Here is a 20,091-nt window from a genome sequence, read left to right as displayed (position 1 = left end):
GTGCCCGTGGGAGCCCGGACGAGAGTCTGAAAGGATGGGGGCGACGATGACGTCGCCCCCAGGTCAGGGACAGCAACGCACACACCCCGCACATCACAAGGAGCGGACGAATGCCCATCGCAACCCCCGAGGTCTACACCGAGATGCTCGACCGGGCGAAGGCAGGCAAGTTCGCCTACCCGGCCATCAATGTGACCTCGACCCAGACCCTGCACGCTGCGCTGCGCGGCTTCGCGGAGGCCGAGAGCGACGGCATCATCCAGATCTCGACCGGCGGAGCCGAGTTCCTGGGCGGTCAGTACAACAAGGACATGGTCACGGGCGCCGTTGCCCTGGCCGAGTTCGCGCACATCGTCGCCGCGAAGTACGACATCACGGTCGCCCTGCACACCGACCACTGCCCGAAGGACAAGCTGGACAGCTACGTCCGTCCGCTGCTCGACATCTCCGCCGAGCGTGTCGCCCGTGGCGTGAACCCGCTGTTCCAGTCGCACATGTGGGACGGCTCCGCCGAGACCCTCGCCGACAACCTGGCCATCGGCCAGGAGCTGCTCGCGAAGGCCGCCGCCGCCAAGATCATCCTTGAGGTCGAGATCACCCCGACCGGTGGCGAGGAGGACGGCGTCACCCACGAGATCAACGACGAGCTGTACACCACCGTCGACGACGCCATCCGCACCGCCGAGGCCCTCGGCCTGGGTGAGAAGGGCCGCTACCTGCTGGCCGCGTCCTTCGGCAACGTGCACGGCGTCTACAAGCCGGGCAACGTCGTGCTCCGCCCCGAGCTCCTCAAGGACCTCCAGGCGGGCGTCGCCGCGAAGTTCGGCAAGGCCGACCCGTTCGACTTCGTCTTCCACGGCGGCTCGGGCTCGACGGCCGAGGAGATCGCCACCGCGCTGGAGAACGGCGTCGTGAAGATGAACCTCGACACCGACACCCAGTACGCCTTCACCCGTCCGGTCGTGGACCACATGTTCCGCAACTACGACGGTGTCCTGAAGGTCGACGGCGAGGTCGGCAAGAAGTCCACCTACGACCCGCGCACCTGGGGCAAGCTGGCCGAGGCCGGCATGGCCGTCCGCGTGACCGAGGCGTGCGCGGCGCTGCGCTCGACCGGCACGAAGCTGAAGTAAGCAGCCGAAGTAAGCGGCTGTAGCAAGCATGGAACGACGGGCCCGGCACCTCCACCCTGGCGTGGGGCGCCGGGCCCTCGTCATGTCTGGAGGACGCGCGTGACGTCGTACGACTTCGACCGTGAGATAGACCGGCACGGGACCTGGTCGGTCCAGTGGGACGGGATATCGGACCGCTTCGGCGTCCCCGACCTGCTCCCCTTCACCATCTCCGACATGGACTTCGCCTCCCCGCCGGAGGTGCTCGCCGCCCTGCGCGACCGCGTCGACCACGGGGTCTTCGGCTACACGGACTGGCGGCTCGGCGACTTCCGGGAGGCGATCCGGCACTGGTACGCGAGCCGGTACGCGACCGAGATCGACCCCGGGGCGCTGGTGTACGCGCCCTCCGTGCTCAACCAGCTCTCGCAGCTGCTGCGGATGTGGACGGAGCCCGGTGACGGCGTGGTCGTCCACACCCCCACGTACGACGGATTCCGCAAGGCCGTCACGGGGCTCGGGCGCGAGCTGCGGGGCGTGCCGGTCGGGGACCTCGACGCCCTGGAACGGGAGCTGGCCCGGCCGGACAGCCGGATGCTGCTGCTCTGCTCGCCGCACAACCCGACCGGACGGGTGTGGACGGAGGAGGAGCTCTCCGCCTTCGCCGAGCTGGCCGAGCGCCACGGCGCGGCCGTCGTCAGCGACGAGATCCACGCGGACCTCACCACCGACGGCCACCGCCACGTCCCGTGGACCCGGATCGCCGAGCCGGGCCGGGGCCGCCGCTGGGCCCTGGTGACCTCCGGCACGAAGGCCTTCAACTTCCCCGCGCTCTCCGGCTCGTACGGGATCGTCGGCGACCCGGACGCCCGCGAGGCCTTCGTCCGGCGGATGGAGACCGGTGAGGGGCTCGCCTCGCCCGCCGTCCTCTCGCTGACCGCCCACATCGCCGCGTACCGGCAGGGCGCGCCCTGGCTGGACGAGCTGCGCGGCTATGTGGCGGACACGATGGAGCTGCTCCGCGAGCGGCTGGCCGCGGGGCTGCCCGGCGTCGTCTGGGAGCCTCCGCAGGCGGGCTACCTGGCCTGGATCGACCTGCGGCCGCTGGGCATCGAGGAGAGCCGGCTCCAGGAGGAGCTGGTAGCGGTGGAGAAGGTCGCGATCATGCCGGGCGGGGTGTACGGGACGCCCGGATTCGTCCGGCTGAACGTGGGCTGCCCCCGGAAGAAGGCCGAGCGGGGCGTGGACGCGCTGATCCGGGCGGCGACCCGGCTCCGTACGGCCTGACCCCCGCCGGAAGGCGTGGACGGGCGCCGTCGGGCGTCGGCGGTGGCTCCGAGCCTCGGCGGGGCGTCGGTGGTGGCTCCGAGCCTCGTCGGGCGTCGGCGGTGGCTTCGCGGGACCATGCAGGCATGGGCGAGCGGGACGTGCGGATGGCCTCGGGGACCGGACGGTGGATCGTGTTCACGACCGTCCTCGGCTCCGGGATGGTGCTGCTCGACTCCACCGTCGTCAACGTCGCCCTGCCGCACATCGGCGAGGACCTGGACGCCGACCTCGGCGCGCTCCAGTGGACCGTCAACGCCTACATGCTGACCCTCGCCGGGCTGATCCTGCTCGGCGGGGCGCTCGGCGACCGGTACGGGCGGCGCCGGGTCTTCGTGATCGGGGTGGTGTGGTTCGCGCTCGCCTCGCTGCTGTGCGGGCTCGCGCCGAACGCCGGGGTGCTGATCGCGGCCCGCGCCCTCCAGGGCGTGGGCGGGGCGCTGCTCACTCCCGGCTCGCTCGCGTTGATCCAGGCCAGTTTCCACGAGGACGACCGGGCGCGGGCGGTCGGTCTGTGGTCGGGCTTCGGCGGGGTGGGCGCGGCGGTCGGGCCGTTCGTCGGCGGCTGGCTGGTGGACGGGCCGGGCTGGCGGTGGGTGTTCCTGCTGAACGTGCCGCTCGCCGCCGTCTGCGTGCCCGTCGCCCTGCGCCATGTGCCCGAGTCGCGGGACGAGACCGCGCACGGCCGCTTCGACGTGCTGGGCGCGGTCCTGGGCGCGGCGGCGCTGGGGCTCGTGACGTACGCGCTGATCGGCGAGGCCTGGTGGGCCGGGGCGGTCGGGGTCGTGCTCGGGGCCGGGTTCGTGGTGGTGGAGCGGCGGCGCGGGGAGCGGGCGATGGCACCGCCGTCGATCTTCGCGTCCCGGATGTTCACGGCGGTCAACCTGGTCACCCTGTGCGTGTACGCGGCCTTCGGCGGCTTCTTCTTCCTGGCCGCGCTCCAGCTCCAGGTGGTCTCCGGCTACTCGGCGCTCGGCGCCGGTACGGCCATGCTGCCGACGACCGTGCTCATGCTGCTGCTGTCGGCGAGGGCCGGGGAGCTGGGGGAGCGGATCGGCCCGCGGATCCCCCTCACGGTGGGGCCGCTGCTGTGCGCCGCGGGCATGCTGCTGATGCTGCGGGTCGGGGAGGACGCCTCGTACGTACGGGACGTGCTGCCGGCCATGCTGGTGCTCGGGCTCGGCATGACGGCCCTGGTCGCCCCGCTGACCGCGACCGTCCTGGCCTCGGTGGACGTGTCCAGGGCGGGGCTCGCGAGCGGGATCAACAACGCGGCGGCGCGGGCGGCCGGGCTGCTCGCGGTGGCGGCGCTGCCGCTGCTCGCCGGGATGGGCCCGGAGTCGTACCTCTCCGCGGCGGAGTTCGGGGAGACCTTCCGGCGTGCGATGCCGATGTGCGCGGGGATCCTGGTGGTGGGGGCGGTGATCGCGTGGACGACGATGCGGACCCCGTCGGCGCGTGCGGGGTGCCATCCGGAGTGCCGGGTGCACTGCGGGGTGACGTCGCCGCCGCTGGACCCGGGGGATGCCGCCTAGGGGGTGTCCGGCCTGATCGACAAGGCACTCACTAGGGCCTGTCCGGCGGATCAGGGCCGGATAGGCCGGGGTGTCTGGTGCGGTGCATCGCAAGGCGCCGGAGCGCACTAATAGCGGAGCTATTTGGGTGTTTCGGCAACGCGGCGAGGTGCCGTGCCAGGCGCCGCGGCCCCGGCCCTGATCCGCCGGACAGGCCCTAGGGCAGACTGGGGGCCATGGCCATCCACGAGAACCTTCTGGGGGGACCGGCCCCCACCCACCTGCCCGACGACCCGGGTCCGCGCGAGCTGCTCGCGAACGGCACCGCGCCGGCGGACGTCGCCGCGCAGTACCCGACCTCCTCGCTCGCCTGGGCGCAGCTCGCCGACGACGCCTTCGAGGGCGGCCGGGTCGTCGAGTCGTACGCCTACGCCCGTACCGGCTACCACCGCGGCCTGGACGCGCTGCGCCGCAGCGGTTGGAAGGGCCACGGCCCGGTGCCGTGGGAGAACGGCGCTACATGTGATCGTGTGTTCCGTGCCGCCGCCGCTGCCTGAGTGACGGCGGCACAGACGCCTCAACTGCGGTGGTCGTTACCGCTTCAGCTCGGTGTACGCCTCGGCGCTGCTGTCCTTGAGGAACTGCCAGCACCGCTCCGTCTCGTCCTTCTCGTCGATCTCGCCGGCGGCGCGAGCGAGGGCGGCGAGGCAGCGCAGGAACCCGCGATTGGCCTGGTGGTCCCAGGGGATGGGGCCATGTCCCTTCCACCCGGCCCGACGCAGCGCGTCCAGACCGCGGTGGTAGCCCGTACGGGCGTACGCGTACGACTCGACCACTCGCCCCGCCTCGAAGGCGTCGTCGGCGAGCTGGGCCCAGGCGAGCGAGAACGTGGGATCCGCCGCCACCACTTCGGCCGGCGGCCGTGACTCCTCGCCCAGGAGGCGGTACGCCTCTTCGTTCTCCGGCAGGTACGTCGGCTCGGGGCCGCCAAGCAAGTTCTTGTGCGTCGTCATGGAAGCAGTCTGCCACTCGTGAACGGGCATCCGGGACGCCCACGAGGAAAATCGGCCGTGGCCCAAGTGGAGATGAGAACGGCGCTTGATGTATCCGATGTCGATATGCGACGATCCGGCGCATGGCGGCACGACGGGGGTCCTCCGGGGCCATACAGGTGGGCATCTACACCCGGATCAGCAAGGACGACGAGGCCGAGGGGCTGGGTGTCGCGCGGCAGGAGGAGGACTGCCGACTGCACTGCGCCGCCCGGGGATGGGAGGTCGCCAAGGTCTACGAGGACAACGATCTCTCCGCGTACAAGCGCAAGACGGTACGCCCCGAGTTCCGGCAGATGCTGGAAGACCTGAAGGCCGGGCGGATCGACGGGGTCGTCGCCTGGGACATCGACCGCTTCACGCGCCAGCCGCGCGAACTGGAGGCGTGGATCGACGAGTACGAGGATGCCGAGCGCGGGAAGCGCCACCTGGTCTTCGACTCCGTCTCCGCGTCGGACATCGACCTCTCCACGGAGAACGGCCGGTTCATCGCGCGGATCAAGGTCACCATCGCCAACAAGTCCTCGGCGGACACCTCACGGCGTACGAAGCGCAAGCACCTGGAGCTGGCGACGCAGGGCAGGCTCCCCGGCGGCCGGGCACCGTACGGATGGAACCGCGAGGACCGCAGGACGCTGGTCCCGGAAGAGGCCGAGCACCTCCGCAAGGCGGTGAAGGACTTCCTGGGCGGCATCCGGTGGGCGTCGATCGCGCGTGACTGGCGGGACAAGGGGGTCAGGTCGCACAGCGGCGGCTTCTTCGACGACTCCAAGATCAAGCGCATGCTGATGAACCCGCGGATCTGCGGCTACCGGATGCATCAGGGCGAGCTGTTCCTGGACGAACGCGGTGAGCCCGTCGTCGGCGACTGGGAGCCGATCATCACCCCCGACGACTGGTACCTGCTTACGGAGAAGGTCCGGCGGGAGTCGGAGGGCCGGGAGGTACGGGACTACGCCACCAAGTACCTTCTCTCCGGCATTGCGCGGTGCGGAAGGTGTGGCGCGAAGATGCGGGCCTTCCCGTCGTACCGGAAGTCGAAGACGTCATCGCAGTTCAGGTACGCGTGCCCCGGCAAGAACGACGGGGGATGCGGGGGAGTGGCCAGGGCGGGCGAACCGGTCGACCGCCTCATCAGGAAGGCCGTGTTCCTCAGCTCGGACAAGGCGCTCGCGAACGTCCGTGAGCGCGCGCCGGAGTGGACCAAGGAGGAGCAGTTGGCCTCCCTGGAACGGGACATGGCCGAGTTCAAGCAGGCGTGGCAGGAGAAGCGCATGTCAGCCGCCCGCTATATCGCGCTCACCGAGGACCTGGAGAAGCAGATCGCGGAACTGCAGCGGGAGCGGTCCCTGCACCGCGCCGAGGCCGCGACGTTCGCGGCCGGCCCCGTCGACATCCGGGAGCGGTGGGAGAAGCTGACGATCGAGCAGCAGCGCGCCGCCGTCCTCAAGGTCTTCCGCGCTGTGATCATCAAGCCCTCGTCCAACGGGCCGATCTTCGACCCGGTGGACATCGAGCCGGTGCTCAGGTGACGAACAGAAGCCGGGCCCCCATCACAGTTGGGGGCCCGGCTTCGTTCGTTCAAGACCGGTCTATGCCGAAGATGCGGAGCAGGTCCTCGACCCACTCCTCGTCCCGGTCAGGGAGCTGAGCTTCCACGCGGCGCAGCCATTCGTCCTCAGTCAAAGAGCCCGGCCTCCCGCGCCGCGCCGCTGTGGCCGCCGGTTGGGCGGGAACAGGGTTGCTGGACACGGCGAGGGAGGCGCGGGAGAGCGGCGTCCGAGTGCGGAGTCGGTGCGGAGGCCGTAGGTGCTGCGGGTCGGCGCAAGGGGTGAGTCCTCTTCTGGCCTCGGCTGGTGGGGCGGCAACCCCGGCCGGGCCGGTGTCGTTCAGGGATGGGATGGGCGTGTGGCTGGCCGCTTCCCGGGGTTTGCGGTCCGGGGCGGCCTGGAGGAAGGGGCTACGGCAGGGGCGGCAGGCCGAACTCCTCCTGATTGATCTTCATGGTGCTCTCGGCGATGGCGTTGCTGACCACCGCGTTGGCCTCCTCGCGGATGTCCGGGTGCTCGTCGAGGTAGGCGATGAGTTCGGCGTTGACCCGGCGGTACGTGTGCTGGGCGCGCTGGGCGGCCGCGTTGGCGGCCACAACGGTGTCGATCAGCTCCATGGCGTGGCCGGCGGCGGCCAGGGCGGGCGGGCCGACGAGGTTGGACAGGGACACCCCGAAGACCTCGGCGAAGCCGATGGCCTCGTCGAGGTTGATGCGGCGCTTGCCGTTCTCGATCCGCCACACCCCCGACGGGTTCATCTCATAGCCGGCCTCGTTGAGCCGGTCGGAGAGCGTGGTGGTGCTCCAGCCGCGCTTGTCGCGCTCGACCTTGATCCGCTTGGCGGCATTCTCCTCGCCCTTGAGCAGGACACCTTCCGGCGCTTCCTGGTGATCGTCGTCAGACATCGATTCCTCCTTCCTGTCGCAGCATGCCGCTGCAGTCCGCAGGGCCAGTTAAAAGAGTACAGCACATTCTGCTACTTGCAAAGCAGCTATGCACATGGCAGAATAGTAGATGTGCCGGATCCCTGAGATCCCACGCCGACCGGGTGATCCCGGCCCGGCATGCAAAAAGCCCCCCGGTGCTGAAGACACCGAGGGGCTCGAAGCGCAAACCTCACGCCGCCCATCCCTGAACGACTAGCTGCAAGGCCGGGATTGCCGTCCCGTATGGCCCGCAGATTGAGGAGCTCGATGTCCAGTATGGACGAAGACACCCCGAACACGCCATCGCTTCCCGTCGAGTGGCCGCCCATCGCCGTACCCGGCCAGCCGGCCATCCCCGCGCCCGCCCCGGACCCCGAGGGCGTAGAGGTCCTCGACCAGCTTCGGGAGGCAATCCGGCGCTACGTCGTGATGCCGAGTGACGAAGCGCTGACCGCGACCACGCTGTGGGCGGCGGCGACACACCTACAGACGGTGTGGCAGCACGCGCCTCGCCTGGCGGTGGTCGGTCCGGCCAAGCGCTGCGGGAAGTCGCGGCTCCTTGAGGTCCTGATCGAGGCGGTCCACGAGCCGCTGATCACGGTCAACGCGTCCGCTGCGGCGATCTTCCGGCCGATCGGCGAGGGCGACCCGCCCACGCTCCTCGTGGACGAGGTCGACACGATCTTCGGCAGCGCGAAGGTCGCGGAGAAGAACGAGGAGATGCGCGGCCTGCTCAACGCCGGCCACCAGCGCAACCGGCCCACCCTGCGCGTGTCCGGCCCCAACCACGAGGTGGTCAAGTTCCCCACCTTCGCCATGGCCGCCCTCGCCGGCATCGGAGACCTCCCCGACACGATCATGGACCGGTCGGTCGTCATCCGGATGCGCCGTCGAGCCGAGACCGAGAAGGTCAGCTTCTGGCGCTACGGCCGCGACGACCTCGCGGTCCGCGAACTCCGCACACGGCTGGCAGCCTGGCTCGCCTCCGTACGCGAGAAGGCACTCGCCCTGGAACCGAAGATGCCGGTCGAGGACCGTGCCGCCGACACCTGGGCACCGCTGGTCAGCGTCGCCGACCTCGCGGGCGGACACTGGCCCGTCCTGGCCCGCACCGCGTGCACGGCCATGACGGACTACGAGTCCGGACGCGACGAAGACGGCGGACTGAAGATCCGCATCCTCGCCGACATCCGCCGGGCCTTCGCCTCAGAAGGCGACCAGCCGGCGCTTCGCACCGGCCGCCTCCTGGACATTCTCAACGCCGACCCCGAGGCGCCCTGGGCCGAGCACAGCCCAAACGGGCTCACCCCGCGCGGCCTGCAGATCCTGCTCCAGGACTACGGCATCAAGTCGGCCAACCGCCGCTTCCCCGGCGGCCACCAGGCCAAGGGCTTCACCCGCGCCCAGTTCACCGACGCCTGGACCCGCTACTGCCCGCCCGAGGCAGCCTCCACTCTCCTCGTCGAGCCCGGCGTCTGACCCTCCCTGACTCGTCCCACTCGTCCCCGCGCAGGTCAGCGCGGGGACGAGTCACCGACGCGCAACGAGTCGACTCGACATCACCGCCCCACCCGTACCTGCCCTGACCAGCGACGGGACGAGTGGGACGAGTTCCCACCACCCACAGCCGCCCAGGCCACGGCGGCCACACCCAGCCCCGTACACAACCTCCGCTCCCCCACCCTGGAGACCGCCCCCTTGCACTTCCCTGCCCCAGGCGCCCCGACAGCCATACGCAGCATCCGCGCCAGCATTGCGCGGCTCACCTCGACCGCCGAGGACGAGACCCTCAAACAGAAGGACGATCCTGACGACGCTCACCGAGCACCCGCACCCGCTCGGGGGCGTCGCGTGAGCCGCGCGGGACGCTTCATCCTCGTCCTCGGTCTGGTGGCCGTCGTCCTCATGGCCTTCCGGGTGTCGTGGAACGCGCTGTCCGACGTGGCCCGCGCCATCGGCGCCGACTCCACAGCCGCCCTGCTCTACCCAATCGTGGTCGACGGTCTGATGGCCCTCGCGCTGGTCGCCGCGCTCGTGCTGACCGGCACCGACCGGACGTTCGCGCTGCGGGTCCTTGCGACCTACACGATCGCCAGCCTCCTGCTGAACTACGTGCACGGCCTCGTACCGGCCCTGCACACCGACTCGGTCCAGTGGGGCCGACTGACCGACGTGGACCTCGCGAACTGGGCCCTCGTGCTGCTGGCGACCTCGCTCCCGGTGGGGTCGATCTACTTCGGGTCGGACCTCGTGGCCAAGGTGTTGCACCACAACCCCGAGTCGGCCGACTCCCCCGAATTGGCCTCTGACCAGTCGGTCAGTCGGCCAGCCGACCAGTCGGCCAGCCGACCAGTCGGCCAGCCGACCAGTCGGCTGGCCGACAGGCCCCACAGTCGACGCCTGACCGGCCCGAATCGGTCCCCGAGCAGCTGACCGAGTCGACCCCCATGAAGGTCACCGCAGCACCCGTGACGAGGCCGGCCGAGGGAGTCGAACCGGCCCCCGCCATCCGACCGCCCCGGTCGGCCACGGTGGCGGAGTCGACCGGAGCCGCCCCGCGTCGGGCGACCGGTCGGGTCCCCACCGCCGCCAAGTCGACCGCCGACCGCACCCGCACCGCCGCCGAAGTCCTCGACAGGGCCCGACTCGTGACCGCCGACTGGCCCGACGACCAGCTGAGCGCCGAGCGTCTGCGCAGCGAACTGCGGATCGGCCAAAAACGCGCCCGACTCCTGCGCGACCAACTGCAGGCCGAGCGGACCGGGCAGGCCCAGCCCGTCGAGGAGGACGGCTCCGAGGTCGGGCGACTCGACGGACTCGACGAAGCTGCCGGCACTGCCTGACGCCTACAAGGGCACCGACCCCGCCCTTCCGGCGCATCTCATCCCGTGCCCCCGTGCAGCCGAGCACGGGGACACGGGGGGCGGCGTACAACCAAGCACCCAGCACCATCACCCCCACGGAGAACCGATCCATGCACGACTCGAACTACGAACTCCGCATCTCCCAGCCGGGGATGATCACCGACCACAACCGCGCAGCAAGTTGTCGGGTAAGGAGTCCTTACCCGGCCTTCGCCCCGGGGGAGGCGGAGGCTTCCGGCGCCGAGGGGGCGCCGGGGTCGGCCGACCCGGGGGAGCCGACTCGAGGAGAAGCCGCACAACCGCCCGCGCCGCGCCGCCGTCTGCGCGAACCCACGCTGCGCGAGAAGCGCGTCCACCCGCGCTACAGCCACGACGAGTTCACTCTCCTCGCCACAGCCGCTCGCCTCAGCCGCATGCCGGTCGGCGGATACGTCGCCGAGACCTCGCTCGCCGCCGCCCGCTCCGACGACCCCACCGCCGCGGTTGCCGACTACCGCGCCATGGTCAAAGCGCTGATGGCCGCCAACCGGCAGCTCGCCGCAGTCGGCCGCAACCTCAACCAGCTCAACCGCCACCTCAACAAGGACGGCGTCTGGCCCGCGCCGGAAATGATGGCGCGGCTGCTGGAACGGATCGAGGCATCGGTCGGCGATGTGGACGTGGCCGTCGCCCAGGTGATCTCGGGACGGTGACCAGGTGATCCCGAAGATCATCCTCGGCAAGGGAGCCCGCGCCACCCGCCGCCTCATCGGCTACCTCTACGGCCCCGGCAGCGCCAACGAACACACCGACCCGCACCTGGTCGCGTCCTGGAACGACTTCGCCCCCGACCCCGGCCGCAGCCCCCACCGCCACTCCAGGGACGTCGAGGACCAGCTCGCCTCGCAGCTCGACCAGCCCGTGAAGATGCTCGGCGACAAGGCCCCGACGACCATGGTGTGGCACTGCCCGGTCCGCGCCGCGCCCGAGGACCCGATCCTGACCGACGCCCAGTGGGCGGACATCGCCCGCCGTATCGTGGCCGCCGCCGGCATCGCCCCCGAAGGCGACGAGGAGGCATGCTGCTGGGTGGCGGTACGCCACGCCGACGACCACATCCACATCGCCGCCACCCTCGTACGCCAGGACGGCCGCCGCCCCCGCCGCGACCACGACATCCGCGCCGTACAACGCGAAGCCCGCAAGATCGAAGCCGACCTCGGACTCCGCCGCCTCAACCCCGGCGACGGCACCGCCGCCAAACGCCCCACCAGCAAGGAACACTTCAAGGCCAAGCGCCAAGGCCAGGACACCACGACCCGCGAGATCCTGCGCATGCGCGTACGCCGCGCGGTGGCCGCCGCCTCCAGCGAGACCGAGTTCTTCGCACTCCTTGAGGCGACCGGCGTGACCGTGCGGCCCAGGACCGGGCCGTCCGGCGACGTCCTCGGCTACAGCGTCGCCCTGCCCGGCGACCTCAACAAGGACGGCGAGCCGGTCTGGTTCTCCGGCTCCACCCTCGCCGGCGACCTCTCCCTACCCAAAATCCGCCACCGCCTCGCCGCCACCGGACCCGAACCGGTCGCCACCCGGCCGGCCGACCCCTGGCACCAAGCCACCGCCGCCACCGAACGCATCCCCGACCACCTCACCCACAGCCACGACCACATCGCCCAAGGCCAACTCGTCGCACTCGGCGGAGCCCTCGACCTGCTGCCACTCACCGCACCAGCCGCGGCGAGGACCGAACTCGAACGGGCCGCCGCCCTCTTTGAGCGCGCCACCCGCTCCCGCATCACCGCCGACGCCGGCAGCGCCCGAGTCCTGCGCCGCAGTGTCCAGACGATCCTGCGCACCCCCACCGCCACGGGCGACGGGGCGGGGCTGGCGATGCTGCTGGACGCCGCCCTCATCGCCGTGGCGTTCGCGAGGCACTGGCACCGCACGCACCAGCACGCCCAGCAGGAAGCGGCAGCCGAAAAGACCCTCGTCCACCTCCAGACCGCCTACGCACACGTCGCCGTTCCCGTCCTGGACGACCTCGCCCGCCGCACCCCCGGCATCCAGACCAAGCACCGCTACGCTTACCACCTCCAGCAGGCCGCCCCCGAACACGCCGACCGCATCCTGCAAGACCCCGCCTGGGACGCCCTTACCACCGTCCTCGCCGACGCGGAAACAGCCGGCCACAACGCGGCCACCCTCATCGACCAGGCCCTCGGCCAACGCACCCTCGACGACGCCCGCAACCCCGCCCGCACCCTGACCTGGCGCATCCACCGCCTCGGCCAACGCCACACACCCAGCCCCCGCGCCCAGGCAGCCATGGCCCGAAGCACCACACGCCATCCCACCACCCCGGTCCACCAGCCGACAGCCACACCGTCCGTCGTGCAGCAACTGCCGCACATGCGACGGCGTTGATCAGCCGACATGTTCCGCGACGGAACGGCGAAAGCGTTCCGTCGCGGAACACCCGGCTCGTTCCGTGAGGGAACACAGCGCAGCCCGTTCAGAAATTGAACGGGCTAAGCCCTGTTCAGTTTCTGAACAAGATGGCCCTTGGGTTGAGAGAGGACAGCCCAGGACCGCCGGCCCGGCAACTCCCTCACACGCACGCAGCGTCCTGGGTACCGTGCTGGAGACGAACTCTGTACGGACGGACCGGCGCACCCCGCACGGACGTCCGGCGGTTGGGGAGGTGTCCTGATGCTGGAGGAAGCCGAGGAGATCGGCCGGCGCGTCCGCAGGGCGAGGCTGCGGCTGGGAATGCCGCAGGCCGACCTGGCGACGGCCCTGGGGAAGTCGCAGGGCTGGGTCTCGAAGATGGAGCGGGGCCTGATCGAGCTGGACCGGGTCGGGCTGCTCAACCAGGTCGCCGCCGAGCTGCACGTCCATCCGAACGACCTGATCGGGCGCCCGTACAGCAGCTCCCCGGACGACAACCAGTGGCAGGTCGCCGCCTCGTCGATCCTGCGGGAGCTGCGCCGCTACGACCTGACTCCCGTCTTCGAAGAGACGCCGCGGCCGGCACCGCAGTTGTGGCGCGAGGTGACGCGCCTGCACCGGCTTCGCGACACCGCCTCCAACGTGGCGATCCTGCGGGTCCTGCCGGACCTGTTCCGCGAGGCACGAGCCCTGGCCGAGGCATCGGACGGGCACGAGCAGGAGGAGGCATACGCGATCTACGCGGTCTGCTGCAAGTTCGCCCACACCGCTGCCCACTCCCTCGGCCACCCCGAGCTGGTCGCGATGGCCTGCGAGCGGGCCGCGTGGTCGGCCCGGCTGTCCGGCGACCCGGTGCTGCCCGCGGTCGCGGACTGGATGCGGGTCTGGGACATGTGGGCCACGGCTGACTGGGCGGACGCCCTGACACTCTCGGACAAGGCGATCGGGTCGGTGCAGGAGGCGTACGAGCACGGTGAGCCGCTGGCCGTACGGGCGTGGGGCACGCTCCAGCTCCGGGCGGCGGTCTCGGCTGCCCGCGCCGGTCGCCCGGCGGAGGCGGGGGACCGGATCGGGTACGCGAAGGACGCCGCCGAGCGGATGGACGCCTACGCCGGCGCGCCCGTCTACGACCGGCACTCACTGACGTTCTCCTCCGGGAACGTGCAGATCCACGCGATCAGCGTGGCGCTGGAGATGGGCGAGCAGGGCAAGGCCCTGGAGATCAACCGCCGCACCAGCCCGGAGCTCGTTGGAGCGCTGCCCAATTCCCGTCAGGGACATCACCACATGGACATCGCGCGGGCCTGGCTGTGGGACGGCAACCGGGACAAGGCCCTCGGCGAGCTGGAGACCGCCGAGCGGATCGCGCCCCAGCTCGTGCGGAACCATCCCATCGCCCGCTCGACGCTCCGCAGCATCGTCTACGCCGAACGGGCAGCCACGCGCGAGAAGTTGCGGCGCATGTCCGACCGCTTTCACCTGGACGGATAAGGGTCGTATTCCTCCGGCTCATATTCGGGGGCCGAGCCGTCCCTAACTTCGGAGCATGACCGGACGACGCACTCCCCATCTCCCGTCGCAAGGAGCCGAGTTAGGCACGGCGGCTCCCTTCGTTCCCCGGCTCGGTGATCTCGCCGCCGACACCGCCCGCAGCGGCCGTATCGGAGTCGTGGTCACCCTCCCCGGCGAGGACTCCGCCACCACCTACCACCTGCGCCCGCCCGGTGGCGGACCCGCCTGGTCCGCGCCCGCGGACGGCTCCACGCTGCATCCGGTGCCGGCGCAGATCACCCACGCCACGCTGCTGCCCGGCCGGGACGCGGTCTACGACCAGCGCGCCCGCCAGGGCTCGGTGCCCGTGGAGTTCCACTTCGAGGACGGCTCGACCCGCGAGGGCTCCCTCGTCCTCACCTCAGCCGAGCTGGAACGGCTGTACACGCAGACCAGCCGCCTCCTGGACATCCACGAGAACGCCCTCGGTGACGACGCATGAGCAGGGCCCGCCACCGCCAGCACGTCGCTCCCGCCCTCGTACGGGCGGATCGCAGCAGTCGGTTCACCCTGACGTTCCTCGCCTTCGCCGGCCTGATCGGGCCGGCCTGGGCCCTGTGGACCCACGCCGACCAGCTCCTCGACGTCACTGACCGCAGGGTTGCCGTGGCCGCGCCGGACGTCGATCTGCCGTCCCTCGCCGCCGACCGCTGAACGGCCCTCCGCCGAGGAGACCCGGAGCCTCCCCGCACCGCTCCCGCACCACTCGGTGGAGGGCGACCAGCCTCGTACCCCTTCCGACACGCGAACGGTGAACCCATGACCACCTTCCTCGCACCGAACATCACCGCCTCAGGCCCGGGCAGTCCCCTCGAACGACGGCTCCTTCTGCACACCCCCCGCGGCCTGACCTACGCCGACGAGCGCCACGAGGACCGCACGGTCGAGGGCGTGCTCCTCGGAGAGGCCGACGTGGAGACCGCGTCCCAGCGGACGGCCATGGAACAGCTGTTGTGCCGGGTTTGCTCGGGGCAGCCCGAGCGGACCTGTGACGGCGTTCTCTGGCTGCTGCCGCTCCCGACGGGGACGCCGGACGACCGACCGTGGGACGGCTGGCCCGAGGGGATCACGACCACCGATCCGCCGGTGTGCCTCCCGCATGCCATACCCACCCCGAGCCGGCCGGAGGTCGGCTGTCGGGCCTTCTTCGCCGCCGAGGCCGAGGTCATCGGGGTGTACGGAACGCTTCACCCGGCACCGGGGGTCCTCGCGAATCCGGTCGAACGGGCGCTGCGCTTCGACGACCCCCGGATGCCCTGGATGGTCGCCACCCACTTCGTACGGCAGTTGCGTCGGCTCACCCCGGCCGACGAGCAGCGGAGCACGCCCGCGCCGCCCAGCTGGCCGCCACGCACCGGGCCGCCCGCACAGAGGTCGTCCGCAACCCGCACCTGACCGCCGAGTGGGCCCGGCACGCCGTGCGCTCGCCAGCCCTCCTCAACGCAGTCCGCCAGGCCATCAGCCCGGACATCGCCGTGGAGAACACCTTCCTGGTGATCAAATGGCCCGGCCGGCCCTTCGAAGTCCCTTGGCACCAGGACGGCATCAACGACCGGATCGAACTCGACCCCCATCGTTCGGTCGCCGCCTGGCTGGCCCTCACCGACACGGACGAGACCACCGGCTGCCTCCGCGTGATCCCCGGATCCCAGCAGCACGGCTACCTGCCGTACGACACCGAGCCGGACGCCGGAGCTGCCAGGGGTCGCGCCCTAGCGTCGGTGGCATCGACACGGACTACGCCCAGTCCCTGCCGACACGTCGTGCCGGCGACGGCTGCTTGATGGACGTTGCCTCGTCCGCAACTCGGCCTCCAACACGGGGACCGGTGTCCGCTTCGGCCTCAACATCCGCTTCGTCGCGCCCGTCTGCTACACGGCGCGCGACGACGCCGCTACCGCCCCTGGGCGTCGAATTATCCCATCGTGACGGCATCACTACTTTTGCCAAGGTCCACGTCCCCATGACCGCGCCTTAACGCGAGACCTGGAGGAATATTAGCCATCCCGCATGTTGATGTGACGAACTAGCGGCCTAAACGCCACTGATCGCGCATCGAACACCACTACCTCACCTACGGTTGCACCCGCTATTGTCAACTTCCCAAGGGGGGAAACCTGTGAGATCTACACGCCTCACTGCCTTGCGTGAATCAGGCCGTCGAATAGGTACCGTTGGTCTTGGTGCCGCCGCCGTGCTTGGCATCCTCACTCCGCCCGCTCAGGCATCGAGCTGGACTGGCTACCTGACGGGAGTCATGCCCGGCTACGAGTCCCGGCGCTGGACCGACACCGGCGGCACTACGACGATCAAGTTCACCGACTGCTACAGCGGAACCTGGAAGAGCGCCAACGTCCGGCTCCGCAAGGACACTTTTGGGCCCGACCCGGCCTATGCAACAGCGGTGTTCACGAACTGTTTCAATGGCACGACCGCCACCTCGACCGGCACCTGGTCCGATCACGGGTCCGGGGATTACTACTTCGCCGTGAACGAGGGTGGCGTGAACCTCACACTGACGGTCAAGGCGATTACCGTCACGTACTAGCGATCCAGCCTCTCGGCCTCATGTGCCCTGTGCGCGTGAGGCCGAAGGCACCCATTCCCGGCCGAGGTATCATCCATGCCCCTGCATTACGAGTCGTGCACTTTTCGTTATCCCCGCGCATCAAGTCCCGTCCTCGACCGGATCAACCTGGATTTTCCCCCCGGACATACCGTCCTCCTCGGGCCCAATGGCGCAGGCAAGAGCACTCTGCTTTCTCTCGGCGCCAGCGCCTTGCAACCTCAGACGGGATTCGTCCGGTACGGACGGCTCGATCCGGCAAGCCGTCGGCATGTGCAGACCTACCGGCGCAAGGTGTCCTGGTTGCCGCAGCGCCCCGGATTCCTCCCGGGACTGACGTGCAGGGAGCACGTGGCGTATGTGGGTTGGCTCAAGGGCATGAGAGAGGGTGCCGCCTGGCGCGCAGCACCAGAGGCGATCGAGAGGGTCGGCCTCACAGACAAGATGAACAACAAGGTCAAGACTCTGTCTGGTGGACAGCAACAGCGGATCGCGATTGCTCAAGCACTCGTCCATGAAGCGGAATTGTTGCTTCTCGACGAACCAACTGTCGGGCTCGACCCACACCAACGGCGCCGTTTCCTGGATTTGCTGATCTCGCTGCGCGGCACCGTCAACGTGATCGTCTCCACTCATGACATCGGCGACCTCGATGAGGCATTCGACGAGGTCGTCGTCCTGGAGTCGGGCCAGTCAAGGTTCAGGGGAGCAGTCGAGGAATTCGCCGCGCAAGCCCAACCCGGCTGCGCCCCGGGTCGACGCCTGGAGAGCGCCTACGCCTCGCTATTGGAGGCGACCGAGTGATCATCTGGGCAAACCTCCGTCCTTCGGCCGCACTGTGGCTGGCTCTGCCCGCCATGTTCTACGCCGGTCTGTACATCGACGACGTCACGTATACCGCGCCGTCGGAATACGGGGTGGAGTCCGGGGAGCTCGCGGCCTACGGCATGGCGATCATTGCCCCGGCAGTGGCCGGGGCCGCCGCATGGGAAGCGGGCCGTCATCGTCTACTGGGCGCTGTACGAACCGTCAGCGCACGGCCCCTGACTCAACAGATTTTCCGGGCCGCCACGCCCGTATTGTTCCTGCACCTCGTCCTCATTGTTGGGGCGCTCGTGATGGCCCGCCGGGCGGTGGGTGTGTGGCCGAGTGATGCCGGGTGGCTCGCCGTAGCGCATCTGGTCGTACTTCCCCTCGGTTGGCTGATCATTGGTTGGTGCCTGGGAATGGTGTTGCCGAGGAGCATCGCGGCACCCATCGCCGGAATCGGCTGCTGGGCCTGGCTCTCCATACCGCACACCTTGGCCAACCCATGGGTCCGCCACCTCGGCGGCTTCATTGACGGGACGTCGACCGTCACCGACGTCCGCACGTCCGCCGTGTACACCGTGCCGTGGGCCGTCGTCGCCGGAGCGGCCCTTGCCCTCTGGCTCTTCGTCCATATGCACCGGCGCGCCTGGGGCATAGCCGCATGTGTCCTCGTGCTGGCGATCACGTTCGCCACCGGTCGCATCCTGGTCGCCGACTGGGGCTACCAACGCCCGACGAGCCCCCGAAGCTTCGCCATGACCTGCGCGGGAGCCGCCCCAAGGGTGTGCGTGCCGCCGGAATACAAGCAGTACGCCGAACAACTGCGCCGGGATGCGTCGGTCCCCCTTTCCCGGCTCAAGGCTGCCGGCGTCGCTTCGCCCCAAGAGCTGCGCATCGCCTCGGACACGGTCCCACTCAAGCCGGGTACATGGCCGCTGTACTGGTCGCTCCCACCGGCCCACTCCCAGCCCGACCCTGGACAGTACGCAGTGGGTCTAGCCCAGTCGGCAGTAGTCGGCACAGCCGCGCTCGCAGGCGGGTCCGATTGCCGCCAACCCAGCGCTGTTGCATCTGCTTGGGCCGCCCTGGTGATCGGTGTGGACGAACAGGCCATGCATCAGGCGATGCTCGATACCGACTGGGCCGCACTCCAAGAGGTCCGTCGTCATCCTGCCAAGGCTCAGCTCGACTGGTTTAACAAGACCGCGGTAGGCGGAGGGCGCTGCCCCCAGGACATCTCATGAAGCGATATGTGATCGTCGTGCGCCGCTGGTGGACCATGCCCCTGGCTCTCGTCCTTCTCGTGTTGGTAAGCGGAACGGTGGGGACAAGCGAGGTTCCCGTTCCGAGTCTCACCGGCGGCATGGCCGGCGCACGCGTCGCTTACTTCACCCCCGTTGTGATCGTCATCGCGGTCATGTATTGCCTGGAACGGCGGCTACTCTCAGCGGAGAGCACAGCAGTGGTCCCCATCCACCGGTTCGACCAGGGCGCCGTGATCCTCACCGCAGTGCTCGCACACGGAGCGGGGCTGATGGTGGGACTGGACGTCGCCCGCAACATCACCCTCCTTCTCGCCCTTGCCCTCCTCACGTGGCGACTCGCCAACGAGGCGACCGCAGCAGCAGCCGGACTACTGTTCCTCATCCTCAACCTCATGCTCGGCCGCGCCTACGACGCCAGTGGCCACGCATCCCACACGTGGTGGGCTCTCGCCCTCTACCCGGCCCAAAGCGTGGGCGCATGGCTAGTGGCGGCAGCCCTCTTCGCCGTCGCATTGAAGGTGTCGGCGACGAAGCTCCGCGGTATCTCATCGTGAGGTGAGCGCTTCCCGAACACAGCGCGCTGAACGAGGCGTGCCACTACGTGCCAGTCAGGACGGTAAACAGCGGTCACGAAAGGGCGATCCGGACCCCTCCTGCTGATCACCAGATAGCACGTTCTCGCAGGTCAGGCGCTACGTGAAGGCCTGGGTGCAGGGTGATTCCCAAGCTTATGGCGCGGGTTCGATCCCACTCGTGGCGCATGGGCCTCCGCTCCACCCTGACCTGCACGAACATCAGACAGGCAGGTGTGATCAGGACCGAACCTCGGGTGAAGAGGTCATCGGGTCAGCTCTCGTCGGTTTGCGAGGGAGCCTGGAACTCCGTCGGCTCGTCGGTCGGCGTCGACGCGTCGCTGTCAATAAGGGGGGTCGCTGTCAATAGGGGGACAGTCGCCACGTCGGGCGGGCAGCTCTCCCCTGTCGGGGGCTTGTCGCCCGCCCAGTCCGTGGAGCAGATCCTGGCAAGCTCCGACACCCACTCCAGGTTCCGCTCCGGCAACTGGGCCGCGAGGTTGTCCAGCCACTCCTGCTCGGTCATGTCGTGATCCCCTCCCCATATCGGGTACAT

The 20,091-nt window shown here is 69.7% G+C and carries 21 protein-coding genes and 1 pseudogene; 19 read left to right on the top strand and 3 right to left on the bottom strand.

The genetic code is table 11. The features are described 5' to 3' along the window. Positions 1-110 precede the first annotated feature (110 nt). The 4 genes and pseudogenes from fbaA to OG361_RS18890 form a co-directional block, all read left to right on the top strand. Complete coding sequence (gene fbaA, locus OG361_RS18905) at positions 111-1,133, top strand: class II fructose-bisphosphate aldolase (RefSeq protein WP_384560449.1); 1,023 nt, start codon at positions 111-113, stop codon at positions 1,131-1,133. Positions 1,134-1,232: 99 nt separating this feature from the next. Further along, the gene (locus tag OG361_RS18900) at positions 1,233-2,399 is read left to right on the top strand and encodes a MalY/PatB family protein (protein ID WP_405855065.1); all 1,167 of its coding nucleotides are present in this window, start codon (positions 1,233-1,235) and stop codon (positions 2,397-2,399) included. A 125-nt stretch (positions 2,400-2,524) separates the two neighbouring features. Continuing rightward, positions 2,525-3,973 carry an MFS transporter gene (locus OG361_RS18895; RefSeq protein WP_405855063.1) on the top strand — a complete coding sequence of 483 codons (1,449 nt, stop codon included), beginning with the start codon at positions 2,525-2,527 and terminating at the stop codon, positions 3,971-3,973. A 215-nt stretch (positions 3,974-4,188) separates the two neighbouring features. Continuing rightward, positions 4,189-4,464: pseudogene (locus tag OG361_RS18890) on the top strand (DUF3151 domain-containing protein); the annotation flags it as partial. Between the two features lie 81 nt (positions 4,465-4,545). On the opposite strand, the gene OG361_RS18885 reads toward OG361_RS18890, so the two are convergent. Then, entirely contained in the window at positions 4,546-4,965 is a 420-nt protein-coding gene (locus tag OG361_RS18885; protein WP_405855061.1) for a DUF3151 domain-containing protein, read from the bottom strand. Positions 4,966-5,087: 122 nt separating this feature from the next. Between OG361_RS18885 and OG361_RS18880 the strand changes: the two genes are divergently transcribed. Continuing rightward, on the top strand, positions 5,088-6,536 hold the full coding sequence (locus OG361_RS18880) for a recombinase family protein (RefSeq protein WP_405855059.1): 1,449 nt from the start codon (positions 5,088-5,090) through the stop codon (positions 6,534-6,536). A 428-nt stretch (positions 6,537-6,964) separates the two neighbouring features. On the opposite strand, the gene OG361_RS18875 is transcribed toward OG361_RS18880, so the two are convergent. Continuing rightward, positions 6,965-7,459, bottom strand: coding sequence for a helix-turn-helix domain-containing protein (locus OG361_RS18875; protein WP_405855057.1), 495 nt, complete (start codon positions 7,457-7,459; stop codon positions 6,965-6,967). A gap of 297 nt (positions 7,460-7,756) precedes the next feature. On the opposite strand from OG361_RS18875, the gene OG361_RS18870 reads away from it, so the two are divergent. The 14 genes from OG361_RS18870 (at position 7,757) to OG361_RS18805 (ending at position 19,517) form a co-directional block, all read left to right on the top strand. Continuing rightward, entirely contained in the window at positions 7,757-8,959 is a 1,203-nt protein-coding gene (locus tag OG361_RS18870; RefSeq protein WP_405855055.1) for a DUF3631 domain-containing protein, read from the top strand. 372 nt (positions 8,960-9,331) lie between these two features. After that, positions 9,332-9,913, top strand: coding sequence for a DUF2637 domain-containing protein (locus OG361_RS18865; RefSeq protein ID WP_405855053.1), 582 nt, complete (start codon positions 9,332-9,334; stop codon positions 9,911-9,913). 35 nt (positions 9,914-9,948) lie between these two features. Further along, a complete protein-coding gene (locus OG361_RS18860) occupies positions 9,949-10,323 on the top strand; it encodes a hypothetical protein (RefSeq protein ID WP_405855051.1) in 375 nt (124 codons plus the stop codon). A 131-nt stretch (positions 10,324-10,454) separates the two neighbouring features. Further along, on the top strand, positions 10,455-11,036 hold the full coding sequence (locus tag OG361_RS18855) for a plasmid mobilization relaxosome protein MobC (RefSeq protein ID WP_405855049.1): 582 nt from the start codon (positions 10,455-10,457) through the stop codon (positions 11,034-11,036). Positions 11,037-11,040: 4 nt separating this feature from the next. Then, complete coding sequence (locus tag OG361_RS18850; protein ID WP_405855047.1) at positions 11,041-12,747, top strand: mobilization protein; 1,707 nt, start codon at positions 11,041-11,043, stop codon at positions 12,745-12,747. A 285-nt stretch (positions 12,748-13,032) separates the two neighbouring features. Next, positions 13,033-14,262 carry a helix-turn-helix domain-containing protein gene (locus OG361_RS18845; protein WP_405855045.1) on the top strand — a complete coding sequence of 410 codons (1,230 nt, stop codon included), beginning with the start codon at positions 13,033-13,035 and terminating at the stop codon, positions 14,260-14,262. 55 nt (positions 14,263-14,317) lie between these two features. Then, positions 14,318-14,764, top strand: a complete 447-nt coding sequence (locus tag OG361_RS18840) for a hypothetical protein (RefSeq protein ID WP_405855043.1) — start codon at positions 14,318-14,320, stop codon at positions 14,762-14,764. Next, positions 14,761-14,976 (top strand): hypothetical protein, encoded by a 216-nt coding sequence (locus OG361_RS18835; RefSeq protein WP_405855041.1) that lies wholly within the window; start codon positions 14,761-14,763, stop codon positions 14,974-14,976. The genes OG361_RS18840 and OG361_RS18835 overlap by 4 nt, the downstream gene beginning before the upstream one ends. A 105-nt stretch (positions 14,977-15,081) precedes the next feature. After that, entirely contained in the window at positions 15,082-15,717 is a 636-nt protein-coding gene (locus OG361_RS18830; protein ID WP_405862734.1) for a hypothetical protein, read from the top strand. After that, positions 15,663-16,106 carry a phytanoyl-CoA dioxygenase family protein gene (locus tag OG361_RS18825; protein WP_405862328.1) on the top strand — a complete coding sequence of 148 codons (444 nt, stop codon included), beginning with the start codon at positions 15,663-15,665 and terminating at the stop codon, positions 16,104-16,106. The genes OG361_RS18830 and OG361_RS18825 overlap by 55 nt, the downstream gene beginning before the upstream one ends. 410 nt (positions 16,107-16,516) lie before the next feature. Beyond that, positions 16,517-16,870: a hypothetical protein gene (locus OG361_RS18820; protein WP_405855039.1), complete on the top strand. Its 354-nt coding sequence runs from the start codon at positions 16,517-16,519 to the stop codon at positions 16,868-16,870. 75 nt (positions 16,871-16,945) lie between these two features. After that, a complete protein-coding gene (locus OG361_RS18815; protein ID WP_405855037.1) occupies positions 16,946-17,692 on the top strand; it encodes an ABC transporter ATP-binding protein in 747 nt (248 codons plus the stop codon). Then, on the top strand, positions 17,689-18,942 hold the full coding sequence (locus tag OG361_RS18810; RefSeq protein WP_405855035.1) for a hypothetical protein: 1,254 nt from the start codon (positions 17,689-17,691) through the stop codon (positions 18,940-18,942). The genes OG361_RS18815 and OG361_RS18810 overlap by 4 nt, the downstream gene beginning before the upstream one ends. Further along, a complete protein-coding gene (locus OG361_RS18805; protein WP_405855033.1) occupies positions 18,939-19,517 on the top strand; it encodes a hypothetical protein in 579 nt (192 codons plus the stop codon). The genes OG361_RS18810 and OG361_RS18805 overlap by 4 nt, the downstream gene beginning before the upstream one ends. Positions 19,518-19,809: 292 nt before the next feature. Here OG361_RS18805 and OG361_RS18800 read toward each other — a convergent pair whose 3' ends face one another. Next, the gene (locus OG361_RS18800) at positions 19,810-20,061 is read right to left on the bottom strand and encodes a hypothetical protein (protein WP_405855031.1); all 252 of its coding nucleotides are present in this window, start codon (positions 20,059-20,061) and stop codon (positions 19,810-19,812) included. Between the last annotated feature and the right edge of the window lie 30 nt (positions 20,062-20,091).

The organism is Streptomyces sp. NBC_00090, assembly GCF_045160815.1.
Classification (GTDB): Bacteria; Actinomycetota; Actinomycetes; order Streptomycetales; family Streptomycetaceae; genus Streptomyces.
This window is presented reverse-complemented; position numbering and strand designations above follow the sequence as displayed.